This is a genomic window from Superficieibacter sp. BNK-5 (assembly GCF_047456055.1).
Taxonomy (GTDB): domain Bacteria; phylum Pseudomonadota; class Gammaproteobacteria; order Enterobacterales; family Enterobacteriaceae; genus Superficieibacter.
In genome coordinates this window covers 783706-797658 of sequence record NZ_CP179893.1, presented here as the reverse complement: position 1 = coordinate 797658, position 13953 = coordinate 783706, and the positions used below count along the sequence as shown (strand labels likewise).

Below are 13953 nucleotides of genomic sequence, written 5' to 3'. Positions count from 1 at the left end.
TGTTGGCCGGGCGATGCGCTGTACAAAATTTGTCTCCGGGGGGAGGAACGAGTAGACTTCGTGCCCTTAGCAAAAAACGGAGACAAAACCATGAGCGAGACGGCAACCTGGCAGCCGAGCGCATCCATTCCTAACCTGTTGAAACGTGCAAAAATTATGACCGAAATCCGTCGTTTTTTTGCCGACCGGGGCGTACTGGAGGTGGAGACGCCCTGCATGAGCCAGGCGACGGTAACCGACGTTCACCTGTTCCCGTTTGAAACCCGTTTCGTCGGTCCTGGCCATTCTCAGGGGATGAATCTGTATCTGATGACCAGCCCGGAATACCATATGAAGCGCCTGCTTGCCGCGGGCTGCGGGCCGGTATATCAGCTTTGTCGTAGTTTCCGTAATGAAGAGATGGGACGTCACCATAATCCTGAGTTCACCATGCTGGAATGGTATCGTCCGCACTATGATATGTACCGCCTGATGAACGAGGTTGATGACCTCCTGCAACAGGTGCTGGAATGTCCGGCGGCGGAAACGCTCTCCTATCAGCAGGCGTTTCAGCGCCATCTGGAAATCGATCCGCTTTCTGCCGATAAAACCCAGCTGCGTCAGGCGGCGGCGAAACTCGATCTCAGCAATATCGCCGATACCGAAGAGGATCGCGACACGCTGCTGCAACTGCTTTTTGCAATGGGCGTTGAGCCGCATATCGGGAAAGAGCGTCCGGCGTTTATTTATCACTTCCCGGCAAGCCAGGCGTCGCTGGCGCAAATCAGCACTGAAGATCACCGTGTGGCAGAGCGTTTTGAGGTCTATTTTAAAGGGCTTGAGCTGGCGAACGGCTTCCATGAACTGACCGACGCGCGCGAGCAGCAGCAGCGTTTTGAGCAGGATAACCGCAAGCGCGCAGCGCGCGGTCTGCCGCAGCAGCCGATTGACGTCAATTTGCTGGAAGCGTTAAAAGCAGGATTACCTGACTGCTCCGGCGTGGCATTAGGCGTGGACCGCCTGGTGATGCTGGCGCTGGGCGCGGAGACCCTTGCCGACGTGCTGGCCTTCAGCGTTGACAGAGCCTGATCTCTCGCCCTCTTATTTAGCATGGAAATAAAAATTTCCAGTGCTAAAAACTGCCATTATCCGTTTACATGGGGCATCTTTCTGGTTTGCCCCATAAAGTCACAATAATCATCCGGTCTTCTGCTACCATCCGCCGCTGCTACAACCCTTATGGATGGTTTTTATGACCCAACAATTAAAAAAGATGAGCCTGATCGGGCTTATCCTGATGATATTTACGTCCGTTTTTGGCTTTGCCAATAGTCCTTCCGCCTACTTATTGATGGGCTACAGTGCCACGCCGTTTTATATCTTTTCCGCGCTGTTTTTCTTTATCCCGTTTGCGCTGATGATGGCTGAAATGGGATCGGCGTATCGCAAAGAAGAGGGCGGGATCTACTCCTGGATGAATAACAGCGTCGGGCCGCGTTACGCTTTCATTGGCACGTTTATGTGGTTTTCCTCCTACGTTATCTGGATGGTGAGTACCGCGGCTAAAGTATGGGTGCCTTTTTCCACCTTTCTCTTCGGGATGGACAGAACCCAGGTATGGTCCTTTGCTGGTTTGAGTTCCACGCAGGTCGTGGGTGTACTGGCAATACTGTGGATGCTAGTGGTGACATTGGTGGCCTCGAAAGGGATCAATAAAATCGCGCGAGTTACGGCGGTGGGGGGCATCTCCGTGATGTGTCTTAATCTGGTGCTCCTGCTGGCCAGCATTGCGATCCTCTGTTTAAACGGCGGGCACTTTGCTCAGGACGTTAATTTTGTGGCTTCGCCCAATCCTGGTTATCAGTCGGGACTGGCGATGCTTTCTTTTGTCGTCTTTGCCATCTTTGCGTTTGGCGGTATTGAAGCCGTGGGCGGACTGGTGGATAAAACGGAAAAGCCGGAAAAGAACTTCGCCAGGGGGATCGTGTTTGCCGCCGTGGTGATTTCTATTGGCTATTCACTGGCGATATTCCTGTGGGGCGTAAGCACCAACTGGCAGCAGGTGCTCAGCAATAGCAGCACTAACCTTGGCAATATTACCTATGTCCTGATGAAAAGCCTTGGCGCGACATTAGGCCAGGCGATGCACTTATCGCCGGAAAGCGCGATAGTAATGGGAACCTGGTTTGCCCGCATCACCGGCCTGTCGATGTTCCTGGCCTATACTGGCGCGTTTTTCACCCTGATTTATTCGCCGCTGAAAGCCATTATTCAGGGCACGCCAAAAGCGCTGTGGCCTGCGCCGATGACCCGCCTTAATCAAAGCGGTATGCCCGCGAATGCGATGTGGATGCAGTGCGCGCTGGTATGCCTGTTTATTCTGCTGGTCTCCTTTGGCGGCGACACCGCCTCGGCGTTCTATAACAAACTGACGCTAATGGCGAACGTCTCCATGACATTGCCATATCTGTTCCTCGCGCTGGCGTTTCCGTTCTTTAAAGCGCGTCAGGGGCTGGATCGTCCGTTTGTGATCTTTAAGAGCCGTATCAGCACGCTGCTGGCAACTTTTATCGTGGTGTTGATAGTGGCCTTCGCCAATATCTTTACTGTTGTTCAGCCGGTCATTGAGGCTAACGATTGGAGTAGCGCCCTGTGGATGGTCGGTGGGCCGATCTTCTTCTCGCTGCTGGCGATGGGGATTTATGAGAATTATCGTTGCAAGAGGGTGAAACAGCCTGCCTGACCGGATAGTTTAATGTGAACGTTCGGCAGATATTTTCTGCCGAACGTTACATTGCCCTTTTCTGGTGTTTCCTCGCAAAAAAAGCGTCAACGAGTTTACTGTATACTTTTTATTGGAAGTGGACTCATAGTTATCAACAGCGCCATTGACCCGTCGATTGACTGCTCTTTGACCATTATCCATAATGCCCATATAAATTACCTCAGTGGTAATGTCAGGAGGTTGTATATGTATAGCGAAGCGAAAACTGCACAGATGGCAGGTTATCTCCTGTTCAAACGTGGTGGCCGCATGGCATATATCAAGCTCATGAAACTGCTTTATCTGGCCGATCGTGAGTACATGATCCGCTATGGCGAATCAATGACGGGCGATCGCGCCGTCTCGATGAATAATGGTCCGGTATTATCCCGAACTTATGATTTGCTGAAATCGGGTAGCCCGTTTGAAGAGTCTCCATGGGACGACTGGATCGCCGGGGAGTCAAATTACGAAGTCTCGGTTAAAAAGCATGTCCATGGTGTTGACGACGAGGCTTTTGATGAGATGAGCCTCGCAGATAAAAAGATCCTCGATAAAGTGTTTGATGAGTATGGACATTATAAGCGGTTTGAACTCTGCGAGCTGACGCATCGGGTATGCAAAGAATGGCAGGATCCGCACGGTTCTTCCGCACCCATTAGCCCAAAAGCAATTTTTATGGCGGGCGGCAAATCAGAAAAGGACGCAGATTTCCTTGTTGAAAGAATGCGCGAACGGGATCAGCTTAAACAATTTAGTAGTGAGCTTGCGTAATGGCGTACTCACCTTACAGGCAAGGAACGATACTTGCTCCTGTGGGTGGGAAAAATCATTTGCATGTCGTGTGTAATAACCCTGTCTACTACCCAATTTATGGTTGTGATTCGATTCTGGTCGTTAACATCACAACCGTTTATCCTGCCCCGGCGCATCACGATCCTGCATGCCTTTTATACAAAGGCGAGCATCCTTTTATCGTGCATGATAGTTACGTTTATTATGCGGATGCGATTGTCTGGAAAGTGCCTAATGTAGTATCCAGGGAGCAAAGCGGTGAGTTAATCCAGCATGCGGATATCACAAATGATGTTTTTCAACGTGTTCTGGATGGTTTTCAGCTCTCGGATTTTACGTCCGGCAAAATCCTGAAATTCTTTCATCAGTATTGCCAGTAAGCCTGCCCCATAGCAGGCTTACTGAGTGTCAATTACACGCTCCCCGCCGGACGCGTCCCTTTACCCGCCGAGGTCAGCGTGCGTCCGGTTTGTCGCCCCGAAAGGGTTTCCAGCCGCATCTGGAACGGCGGGAACGGCATATCAATACCGTGCTCGCGGAAGCCCGCCAGAATCAGCTGGTGGATTTCGTGACGCAGCGGCATCCGGTGGCCCATTTCGGCGGCGTAAATACGCAGCTCGAAAATCTGAATGCCCTGCTGGAGATCAACCAGGAAGACTTCCGGCGCCGGGGTATCAATGACCAGAGAGCAGCGCTGCGCCGCCGTCAGCAGAATTTGCGTCACTTCTTCACTGTTTGCCTCTGACGGGGCCGGGATAGTGAGTACCACGCGGGTGACAGAGTCCGACAGCGACCAGTTGATAAACTGCTCGGTGATAAACGCCTTGTTTGGCACGATGATCTCTTTGCGGTCCCAGTCGCTGATCGTCGTTGCGCGGGTGTTGATTTTGGTCACGCTGCCGGTCAGGTCGCGGATGGTCACCGTATCGCCGATGCGGATCGGCTTCTCAAACAGGATTATCAGGCCGGAAATAAAGTTGGCGAAAATCTCCTGTAAACCAAAGCCGAGACCCAGACCTAACGCGGCAACCAGCCATTGCAGCTTCGACCACTCAATGCCGATCATTGAGAAGCCCACCAGACCACCGACCAGCATTAACAAATATTTGGTGATGGTAGTGATGGCATAGCCGGTACCCGGCGCAAGTTCCAGATGCTGAAGCAGCGCCAGTTCCAGCAGGGCGGGCAGGTTGCGCACCAGTTGGGTGGTGATGATAAACACCAGGATGGCGATCAGCACGGCGCCGAGGGTGATAGGCTCAATGCTCTCCACGCCCTGAAGCGTGGAGGTGACGTCCCAGAGGGTAATATTTTCCAGGAAGCCAAACGCCGAGTGGATTTCCGACCACAGCACAATGACGGAGAGCAGCGCAATCAGCATCAGGATCGAACGTACCAGACGCAGCGACTGGGTACTGATGGCATCCAGATCCAGCTCGCTTTCGTCGATTTCTACCGCGCCTTCCAGGCTGGTGGCGTGCGGCGTCTCCTCTTCACCACGCGCACGCTGCGCCAGGATCTCGGCGCGGCGGTGCCGGGCGCGATCGAAGGCCAGACGGCGGCGTTGGATCAGCATCCAGCGGCGAATGATATGGTAAATCACCAGCAGCAGGAACCAGATGGCGACCGAAGTTTCCAGCCGCGCCAGCAGCGCCTGCGCTGTGGCCAGATAGCCCACCGCCGCCGCCAGGATGGCGATCAGCGGCGCGCCCATCATCAGGTTCCACAGCATGCTGTTGACCATATTGTCGCCGTTGCCCTCTTTGTCGAGGTACAGCGGAATACCCGCGCGTTTCAGGCTAAGTGTGACAATCGCCAGCGCGCCGCAAATCAGGATAAAGCACAGGCGTCCCAGCGAGGCGGAGAACTCCCGATCGTTGAGATTATCAAACATAATCAGCGCCATGATCAGCGGCACAATCAGCCCGATACTCATCAGGTAATAGCGCATTGCGCGCGCCACACGGTTACGCGGCCAGCCAAAGTGCGCCACAAACAGACCGGTCGGGCGGGCAAACGTCGCGCAAATCATCACTACCCATAGCAGCGGTACCGTGGCGGTAACGCCGTTACCGATGGCGACCGCCAGCGGATAAGGCCAGGCCTCGCGCAAGCCATAGCCCAGCGTTGCCCACAGCACCGGCAGCGGGGAGGCCACCAGTATCGACCAGAATACCGTGCGCAGGGTCAGCCAGAAGTGATCCTGCGTCACCTTGCCAACGCGTGAAGAGGAGCGTTCGAGGAAACGGGTAAAATGCCGACGCGAATAAATACTAAAGCCAACCAGCATCAGCGCGCCAAACAGCGGCAGCAGCGTCTCTTTACTGGTCAGCATCATGATGCTGGCTTTGCCCAATTGGCTGACCGTATCCAGCGAGATGAGGCGGCGTAAATCCTGCACGACCTCAATAGGCCAGGAGATGGTCAGCGGGTTAACGTCTGAGGTCCAGAAAAGGTAACGGTGGGTGGCTTCGTTGACCTCTTTCAGCGCATCTTCAAGCTGGCTATTGGTGACTTTCAGCTTGGTCAGTTCCAGAATCAGCGTATCGCCGCCCTGTAATAGTGAAGAGAGCAGTTCACGCTGGGTGCGCAACTGCGCCTCCAGGATCCGGTTTTGTTCCGCGCTCAGCGGCTGGCCGTCTGCCTGATGCATCTGGCGAAGCTGGGCCTGCTTGTTCAGCAGATCCTCATAGCGCATCCGGTGGACGCGTAGCTGAGCCATTTCAGTATCAAGCTGCTGCGGTTTTGGCATCTCCGGCAGACGCGCGACCTGGGCGCGCAGGGCATCGCCCAGCATATTGGACATCCCCAGCCACTGCGCCTGTTCGCGCAAGGTGTTAAGTGCCTGGCGCACCTGAAGCGTTTGGTTAGTCGCCTGACGCTGCTGCGACGCAACTAAATCCATTCGCTGCGCCTGCTGGTTCAGCGCCTGCGACAACTCGCGGTTAACGGCGAACTGCTTAACAATATCCGGCGGCAGGTTAGCGCTGTTTTCCGCCAGCAGTTCGGTACTTTCGAGCGCTTTTTCCGCTTCGCGCTGGCGCTGGCTGTTCACCTGGTTGCGCAGCGTCTGCAAGTACGCATCTAACTGCTGGCTCTGTTTTTGTGCCAGCTCGGAGCGCAGACGCGAAAGTTCCTGACGGTTATTGGCAGAAAGCTGCGCCAGTTCCAGTTCATCGACCAGCGCCTTGAGTCTGGCGGATTCCGCCTGCGCGGCGAGGCTTTGCGCCTGGGTGAGCGCGGCGTTGCCATTTTGCGTGCCTGCGCGGCGTTCGACCTCGTTGAGCTGGCGACGGGCGTCGGTCTGCTGCTGAGGAAGCTGGTTCAGGGAGTCGGCGATTTCACGCGCCCGTTCCTGCTCCTGCTGTGCCTCACGACTTTTATCCAGAAGCTGACTGCTGACCTGAAGGATTTCCTGATTCAGCGCGTCGGTGGACATCCCGGCGGGCACGTCGCGCGGTTCATCACGCAGGCTGTTAAGCTGGGCGCGCAGGGTTTGCGAGAGTTTGGGGAAGTTATCGATAACCTGCTGATATTGCTGCGCGCGCTCAAGCGAGCCTTTTCGCTCCTCAAGCGCGTTAAGTGCAGACTGGAGCGCCTCAACGGCTTCAGGCTGGGCGGGTTTCGCCGCCTTTGCCTGCTCCAGTTCCTGGGTTATCTGTTTAGCGTCGGGGGCCGTCGCCGCGTACGCCCCCATACTGAGGCACCAGGCCATCAGAAAAGTGATAATCAGGCGCACGGAAAACCCTTTATGTTGAATTAAATATCGTCTCGCTTGTCGTCAACCAACGGGCTGGCGTCCAGCTCGGCGTTGACTTCTTCTTCCGGCAGCGGGGCAGGTTCAGGCTGGACCTGCGCTTCCGCAGAGACCGCCAGCGGTTGACCGATTTTAGTCACCGACAGACTGTGCAACGTCTCAACCAGGTTAACTTTACCCGGCGCAAACAGGTTGATCACTGTTGAACCGAGCTTAAAGCGACCCATCTCCTGACCTTTCAGTAGCGCCACGGAACCGTCACTTTCACCCTCCGGCCAGGTCCAGCGCTTGATGATACCTTCACGCGGCGGCGTGATGGTGCCTGCCCAGACGGTTTCAATGCTACCAACAATAGTCGCGCCCACCAGAATTTGCACCATCGGGCCGAATTCGGTGTCGAAAAGGCAGATAACGCGCTCATTTCGCGCAAAAAGGTTAGGCACGTTTTGCGCGGTAAGATGGTTAACGGAGAACAGATCGCCCGGCACGTAAATCATCTCGCGCAGGATACCGTTACACGGCATATGAACGCGGTGATAGTCGCGCGGCGAGAGATAGGTGGTGACAAATGAGCCGTTACGGAACTGGTCAGCCAACGAGTAGTTACCCGCCAGTAATGCTTCCAGCGAATAATTATGCCCTTTGGCCTGCAAGATTTTGTCGTTTTCGATGTTACCTAGCTGGCTGATCACGCCATCGGCTGGCATTACCAGCACGTTAGGATCGGTATTCAGCGGACGAACTTCATCGCGCAGCGGGCGCACGAAGAAATCATTAAACGAGCGATAGCTGGCGGTATCGGGCTTCTGCGCCTCTTTCATATCGACTTTGTAGTATTTGACGAACAAGTCGATAACCAGTTTGGTCAGCCAGCCAGCGCGTTTACTCGCGCCCCAGCCCGCCAGGCGAGTGAGCCACAGTTTCGGCAGAATGTATTGCAGCGAAAGTTTAAGATCGTTTAACACGATAGCCTCCAGGCCTTTGTTTTGTCGTTCCTGTACCCGCCGGGTGTGCGGGTCCATGAAAAAAGGGGACGATTTTAGCGATGCTAAGCATAAATGTCAGTTATCGGTTTCAGAAAAGTTTTTACGCGTCTTTACCTGCGACATGCTTTCCAGAATACGGTGATAATTGTCAAAACGGCTCTGCGCAATTTCTCCTTTCTCTACCGCCTCGCGAATGGCGCAGCCGGGATCGGTATCATGTTTACAGTCGCGATATTTGCACAGACCTAAATAGTCGTGGAATTCGACAAAACCCTGAGTGATTTGTTCTGGCTCCAGATGCCAGAGGCCGAACTCGCGCACGCCGGGAGAGTCGATCACGTCGCCGCCGTGCGGAAAGTGGTACAGGCGCGCCGCCGTGGTAGTGTGCTGGCCCAGGCCGGAGTTGTCGGAAACGTCGTTAGTCAGGATCTCAACCGGTAACCCTAACAGCGCGTTCAGCAGGCTGGATTTGCCCACGCCAGATTGCCCGGCAAAGATGCTGATACGATCGGTCAGCGCCTCTTCCAGCGGTTTCAGCCCGTCCTGGGTATAGCTGGATACCATCAGTACGCGATAGCCAATATGGCGGTAGATATCCATCTGCTCATTCACAAAACGCATGCCGTCGTCATCCAACAAATCGATTTTGTTGAGGACGATGATCGGCTCCACCTCCAGCGTTTCACAGGCGACAAGGTAGCGATCGATAATGTTGACTGATAATTCCGGCAGGATCGCCGAGACGATAACAATCTGGTCAATGTTGGCGGCAATTGGTTTCACGCCATCGTAAAAGTCCGGGCGCGTCAGGACGGAGGTACGCTCATGCACTGCTTCCACGATGCCTTTGACGTTGACGCCTTCCGCCGCCGCTTTTCCCGGACGCCAGACGACGCGGTCTCCGGTCACCAGCGAGCGAATGGTGCGGCGAATATTGCAGCGGTGGGTTTCACCGTCGGCAGATTCAACGTCAACGTGCATGCCAAAGCGGCTGATGACGATGCCTTCCGCCGGCTCGCCAAACAGATTGTCATCATAATCAGGCTTCTCCGCAGTCGTGGTAAGTCGGCGCTGATGATTCGCTTTTACGCGGCGCTGCTGACCTTTGGAGAGTTTATTTTTACTCAATCGTACTGACTCCTGGTCGCCCGTCAGGGGCAAAACCTCTATGATACATGCTATCGATTAAGATTGCCGACCCGTCATCCGTCATAACGTTAACGAGTCTCGAATATAAAATTATGGGTGGAAAATAGCATGAGTGCAGATGAAAACAACCTGATTTGGATCGATCTGGAAATGACCGGGCTGGATCCCGAGCGCGATCGCATCATTGAAATTGCCACCCTGGTGACCGATGCGAATTTAAACATCCTCGCGGAAGGCCCGACGATTGCGGTGCATCAGTCCGACGCACAACTGGCATTGATGGATGACTGGAATGTGCGCACCCATACCGGCAGCGGGCTGGTTGAGCGGGTCAAAGCCAGCCAGTTCGACGACCGGGCCGCAGAGCTTGCCACGATTGCGTTTTTGCAGCAGTGGGTTCCGGCAGGCAAATCGCCGATTTGCGGTAACAGCATCGGCCAGGATCGCCGTTTTCTGTTTAAATATATGCCGGAACTGGAAGCTTATTTCCACTATCGCTATCTGGATGTCAGCACCCTGAAAGAACTGGCACGTCGCTGGAAGCCGGAAATTCTGCCGGGCTTTACCAAGCAGGGTACTCATCAGGCGATGGATGATATCCGCGAATCCGTGGCCGAACTGGCGTATTACCGCGAGCATTTTATTCAATTATAAGCATTAAACGGCTCTGTATCGCCCGACGCGCTTGCGAAGGGCGAAATTTGACGCTAAATTGTACGCCTTGCTGATAAAAGCAGCACTCAGGCGGGAAAGTTGAAAAATTGCGGTTCGGGGGCTTGCAGCATAAAGGATTTCTCGTATAATGCGCCTCCCGTACCGATGCAGAATTTGCAACGTTACACAGAGCGGGAATAGCTCAGTTGGTAGAGCACGACCTTGCCAAGGTCGGGGTCGCGAGTTCGAGTCTCGTTTCCCGCTCCAAATTTGAAGATGTACACCACCCAAGCGGGAATAGCTCAGTTGGTAGAGCACGACCTTGCCAAGGTCGGGGTCGCGAGTTCGAGTCTCGTTTCCCGCTCCAAAATTTGATGATTTACACCACCCAAGCGGGAATAGCTCAGTTGGTAGAGCACGACCTTGCCAAGGTCGGGGTCGCGAGTTCGAGTCTCGTTTCCCGCTCCAAATTTCACCTTAAGAACAAATTATCCACAGCGGCAAGGCCCGTTGAATGGGGTATTTGTCACTTCTGACAAACTTCTGTGAACAGACTTATCCACAGGTTGCGATCGTCGACGGTTTGCTGATAAATGTTCAAAATGTAAATTATTTCTTGATAACTCAATGAAATATATAAATAAAATAATATTTCAAAATGTTAATTAGATCGCTTGACGAATTTTTGCGTGTTGAATACCAATAGGTTTTTAATTTTATACACACGCTGTGAATGAATCAGGCGTCGCGCGGCAGTCCTTTTTCAACCACCCGTACCAGCCGCTGTTTTTTCGGCAACTGCACTTCCACTACGCAGGCATTTCGCTTCTCGATTTGCTGCGCAATCGCCCATTCTATGTGTTCGTCGAGAAGTGGGTGCCCACCCCGGCGCGATTCCAGCGCCTGAATATTGGCTTCATCCCACGGTGCATTTCCCAGTGCGACGGCAATATTTCGCAGCCAGCGCAGATGGCCGATACGGCGAATTGCCGAGCCTTCGGTGACTTTCAGAAACCAGGCCTCGCTCCAGGCAAACAGTTCGATCAGTTCCGGCGCGTGCAGCGATTTGCGCGGACTGAAATCCTCTTCTTCGGTAAGCTGCGAATAGCGGTTCCACGGACAGATCAGCTGACAGTCATCGCAGCCGTAGATCCGGTTGCCCATCAGCGGACGGAATTCTTCAGGAATAGCACCTTCCAGTTCAATCGTCAGATAGGAGATACAGCGCCGGGCGTCTACGGTATAAGGTTCAACAATCGCCCCGGTAGGGCAGATCGTCATGCAGGCGACGCAGCGGCCGCAGCCTTCTTCGACAGGGCTATCGACAGGAAGCGGTAAGTCAATTAACAGTTCGCCGAGAAAGAAGAACGATCCGGCATCGCGGCTAAGGATAAGTGAGTGCTTACCTGTCCAGCCCAGCCCGGCTTTTTCCGCCAGCGGACGCTCAAGCAGAGGCGCAGAATCGACAAAAGGTCTAAAATTCAGCGACGCGCACTGTTCCTGAATTTTCTCCCCAAGCTTTTTTAAGCGATTGCGCAGCAGCTTATGGTAGTCGCGCCCCAGCGCGTAGCGGCTGACGTAGCCAAGAGAGGGATTTTTCAGCGTGCGGGCGAAAGCAGCGTTGGCGGGCAGATAGTTCATCCGCACGCTAATGACGCGAAGCGTACCGGGCAAAAGCTCATGCGGACGGGCGCGCATCATGCCGTGACGCGCCATCCACTCCATTTCGCCGTGGTACTGCTTATCGAGCCACGCCTGTAGTTTCGGTTCGCTGGCGCTCAGGTCGGTATCGGCAATACCGACCTGCTGGAACCCGAGTTCAGTGCCCCATTGTTTAATATTTTGCGCTAACTGATTGAGATCGAGGGGCTGAGACATGACGGACCATAAGATGAATACAAACCGCGCAAGTATACCACACACTGTCTGGCCTGCGCAGGCGTTGCCGCACCTTGAACAGGAGGCGGCGGATGCATTAGGGATTACGTTATACGAGTTGATGCAACGTGCGGGTCTGGCGGCCTTTACGCTGGCGCGGGAGACGTATCCGGCTTCCCGCCACTGGCTGATTCTTTGCGGCGCTGGCAATAACGGCGGTGATGGCTATGTGGTAGCGAGGCTGGCGCAGGCGGCGGGCATTCAGGTCAGCCTGATTGCGCTGGAAAGCGAGAAGCCGCTGCCGGAAGAGGCGGAAAGCGCGCGTGACGCCTGGCTTAACGCGGCCGGGACGATCCATGCACCGGATGTCGCCTGGCCGGAAGGCATTGATGTCATCATTGATGGCCTGTTGGGAACCGGATTACGCAGCGCGCCGCGCGAGGCGATTGCCGCGCTGATTGACCATGCCAATAACCATCCGGCTCCCGTAGTGGCGCTGGATATTCCCTCCGGACTGCTCGCCCAGACGGGGGCCACGCCGGGTGCGGTCATTAACGCCGCCCTCACCATCACCTTTATTGCGCTCAAGCCCGGTCTGCTGACCGGCAAAGCCCGTGATGTCGTAGGGCGTCTGCACCACAATGCTCTTGGGCTGGAAGGCTGGCTGGCCAGTCAGGAAGCGCCCTATAACCGCTTTGATGGCGCACAGCTGGCCGACTGGTTGAAGCCGCGCTGCCCGACCTCCAACAAAGGCGATCACGGCAAGCTGCTGATTGTCGGTGGCGACCACGGTACAGCAGGGGCGATCCGTATGACCGGCGAGGCGGCGTTGAGAGCCGGAGCCGGGCTGGTACGCATCTTAACCCGTAGCGATAACATCGTTCCCATCCTCGCCGCGCGACCAGAATTGATGGTCCAGGAACTGACGCCGGAGGCGCTTGACGATAATCTGGAGTGGGCGGACGTAGTGGTGATTGGTCCGGGCCTCGGACAGCAAAAATGGGGCAAACAGGCGCTGCATAAAGTTGAGAATTTTCGCAAACCGATGCTGTGGGATGCGGATGCGTTGAACCTGCTGGCAATCAACCCCGATAAACGTCACAATCGCTTGCTAACTCCGCATCCCGGCGAGGCTGCCCGCTTATTAAATACCAACGTGGCGGAAATTGAGAGTGATCGCTTACTTTCTGCGCAGCGTCTGGTAAAACAGTATGGCGGCACGGTAGTCCTGAAAGGGGCGGGGACGGTGATCGCCAGCCATGAAGGTTCGCTGGGCATTGCGGATGCCGGCAACGCTGGCATGGCGAGCGGCGGAATGGGAGACGTGCTGTCCGGTATTATCGGTGCACTGCTAGCCCAACAATTGCCGCTCTATGAGGCCGCCAGCGCGGGATGCGTGGCGCACGGCGTCGCGGCTGACAAACTGGCGGCGCGCCACGGTACGCGTGGCATGCTGGCTACCGATCTTTTTTCCACGCTTATGCGTGTAGTTAACCCGGATGTGATTGACCCTGAACATGATTAATCGAGTGATTCCTTTACCCGACGAACAAGCAACGCTGGACCTTGGCGAACGTGTCGCTAAGGCCTGTAATGGCGCAACGGTGATTTATTTGTATGGCGACCTTGGCGCGGGCAAAACGACCTTCAGCCGCGGTTTTTTGCAGGCGCTGGGCCATCGCGGCAACGTAAAAAGCCCGACGTACACGCTGGTGGAGCCGTATACGCTCGACGCATTGATGGTGTATCACTTCGATTTATATCGCCTTGCCGACCCGGAAGAGCTGGAGTTTATGGGCATCCGTGACTATTTTACCGACGAGGCAATTTGTCTGGTGGAGTGGCCGCAGCAGGGAACGGGCGTTCTGCCTGAACCGGATATAGAAATACACCTGGAATATCAGACGCAGGGTCGTGAGGCGCGTATTGTGGCGGTCTCCGCATCAGGTAATTCGCTGCTGGCGCGTGTAGCCGGTTAACCTTAAGGGTGA

At 54.9% G+C, this 13953-nt stretch carries 11 protein-coding genes and 3 tRNA genes; 10 read left to right on the top strand and 4 right to left on the bottom strand.

Annotated elements, in window-relative coordinates:
- Positions 1–90 precede the first annotated feature (90 nt).
- The 4 genes from epmA to ACMGGS_RS03860 all read left to right on the top strand — a co-directional run bounded on the left by epmA (position 91) and on the right by ACMGGS_RS03860 (position 3918).
- Positions 91–1068, top strand: coding sequence for an elongation factor P--(R)-beta-lysine ligase (gene epmA / locus ACMGGS_RS03875; RefSeq protein WP_414165110.1), 978 nt, complete (start codon positions 91–93; stop codon positions 1066–1068).
- Positions 1069–1231: 163 nt separating this feature from the next.
- The gene (gene yjeM / locus ACMGGS_RS03870; RefSeq protein ID WP_414165109.1) at positions 1232–2722 is read left to right on the top strand and encodes a glutamate/gamma-aminobutyrate family transporter YjeM; all 1491 of its coding nucleotides are present in this window, start codon (positions 1232–1234) and stop codon (positions 2720–2722) included.
- A 228-nt stretch (positions 2723–2950) separates the two neighbouring features.
- On the top strand, positions 2951–3517 hold the full coding sequence (locus tag ACMGGS_RS03865) for a Panacea domain-containing protein (protein ID WP_414165108.1): 567 nt from the start codon (positions 2951–2953) through the stop codon (positions 3515–3517).
- Positions 3517–3918 (top strand): hypothetical protein, encoded by a 402-nt coding sequence (locus ACMGGS_RS03860; protein ID WP_414165107.1) that lies wholly within the window; start codon positions 3517–3519, stop codon positions 3916–3918. The genes ACMGGS_RS03865 and ACMGGS_RS03860 overlap by 1 nt, the downstream gene beginning before the upstream one ends.
- Positions 3919–3950: 32 nt before the next feature.
- Here the strand turns inward: ACMGGS_RS03860 and mscM are convergent, their stop codons facing one another.
- The 3 genes from mscM to rsgA all read right to left on the bottom strand — a co-directional run bounded on the left by mscM (position 3951) and on the right by rsgA (position 9409).
- Positions 3951–7277 (bottom strand): miniconductance mechanosensitive channel MscM, encoded by a 3327-nt coding sequence (gene mscM, locus ACMGGS_RS03855; RefSeq protein WP_414165106.1) that lies wholly within the window; start codon positions 7275–7277, stop codon positions 3951–3953.
- Between the two features lie 20 nt (positions 7278–7297).
- Positions 7298–8260 carry an archaetidylserine decarboxylase gene (gene asd, locus ACMGGS_RS03850; protein ID WP_414165105.1) on the bottom strand — a complete coding sequence of 321 codons (963 nt, stop codon included), beginning with the start codon at positions 8258–8260 and terminating at the stop codon, positions 7298–7300.
- 96 nt (positions 8261–8356) lie between these two features.
- A complete protein-coding gene (rsgA, locus tag ACMGGS_RS03845; protein WP_176919238.1) occupies positions 8357–9409 on the bottom strand; it encodes a small ribosomal subunit biogenesis GTPase RsgA in 1053 nt (350 codons plus the stop codon).
- A gap of 129 nt (positions 9410–9538) precedes the next feature.
- Between rsgA and orn the strand changes: the two genes are divergently transcribed.
- The 4 genes from orn (at position 9539) to ACMGGS_RS03825 (ending at position 10552) form a co-directional block, all read left to right on the top strand.
- On the top strand, positions 9539–10084 hold the full coding sequence (gene orn / locus ACMGGS_RS03840) for an oligoribonuclease (protein WP_103678616.1): 546 nt from the start codon (positions 9539–9541) through the stop codon (positions 10082–10084).
- A gap of 191 nt (positions 10085–10275) precedes the next feature.
- A tRNA-Gly gene (locus ACMGGS_RS03835) sits at positions 10276–10351 on the top strand.
- 24 nt (positions 10352–10375) lie between these two features.
- Positions 10376–10451: transfer RNA gene (locus ACMGGS_RS03830), tRNA-Gly, on the top strand.
- A 25-nt stretch (positions 10452–10476) separates the two neighbouring features.
- Positions 10477–10552, top strand: a tRNA-Gly gene (locus ACMGGS_RS03825).
- 270 nt (positions 10553–10822) lie between these two features.
- On the opposite strand, the gene queG is transcribed toward ACMGGS_RS03825, so the two are convergent.
- A complete protein-coding gene (gene queG, locus ACMGGS_RS03820) occupies positions 10823–11962 on the bottom strand; it encodes a tRNA epoxyqueuosine(34) reductase QueG (RefSeq protein WP_414165104.1) in 1140 nt (379 codons plus the stop codon).
- Between queG and nnr the strand changes: the two genes are divergently transcribed.
- Together nnr and tsaE are read left to right on the top strand one after the other, a co-directional pair.
- Complete coding sequence (gene nnr, locus ACMGGS_RS03815) at positions 11961–13487, top strand: bifunctional ADP-dependent NAD(P)H-hydrate dehydratase/NAD(P)H-hydrate epimerase (RefSeq protein WP_414165103.1); 1527 nt, start codon at positions 11961–11963, stop codon at positions 13485–13487. The two genes, queG and nnr, sit on opposite strands and share 2 nt — an antisense overlap.
- Entirely contained in the window at positions 13480–13941 is a 462-nt protein-coding gene (tsaE, locus tag ACMGGS_RS03810; RefSeq protein WP_414165102.1) for a tRNA (adenosine(37)-N6)-threonylcarbamoyltransferase complex ATPase subunit type 1 TsaE, read from the top strand. Before nnr ends, tsaE begins: the two co-directional genes overlap by 8 nt.
- Positions 13942–13953: the final 12 nt, after the last annotated feature.

Coding starts and splice junctions, on each gene's coding strand:
- ACMGGS_RS03860 (WP_414165107.1), top strand. CDS start 3,517: ATGGCGTACTCACCTTACAGGCAAGGAACGATACTTGCTCCTGTGGGT.
- ACMGGS_RS03865 (WP_414165108.1), top strand. CDS start 2,951: ATGTATAGCGAAGCGAAAACTGCACAGATGGCAGGTTATCTCCTGTTC.
- nnr (WP_414165103.1), top strand. CDS start 11,961: ATGACGGACCATAAGATGAATACAAACCGCGCAAGTATACCACACACT.
- yjeM (WP_414165109.1), top strand. CDS start 1,232: ATGACCCAACAATTAAAAAAGATGAGCCTGATCGGGCTTATCCTGATG.
- queG (WP_414165104.1), bottom strand. CDS start 11,962: ATGTCTCAGCCCCTCGATCTCAATCAGTTAGCGCAAAATATTAAACAA.
- orn (WP_103678616.1), top strand. CDS start 9,539: ATGAGTGCAGATGAAAACAACCTGATTTGGATCGATCTGGAAATGACC.
- tsaE (WP_414165102.1), top strand. CDS start 13,480: ATGATTAATCGAGTGATTCCTTTACCCGACGAACAAGCAACGCTGGAC.
- epmA (WP_414165110.1), top strand. CDS start 91: ATGAGCGAGACGGCAACCTGGCAGCCGAGCGCATCCATTCCTAACCTG.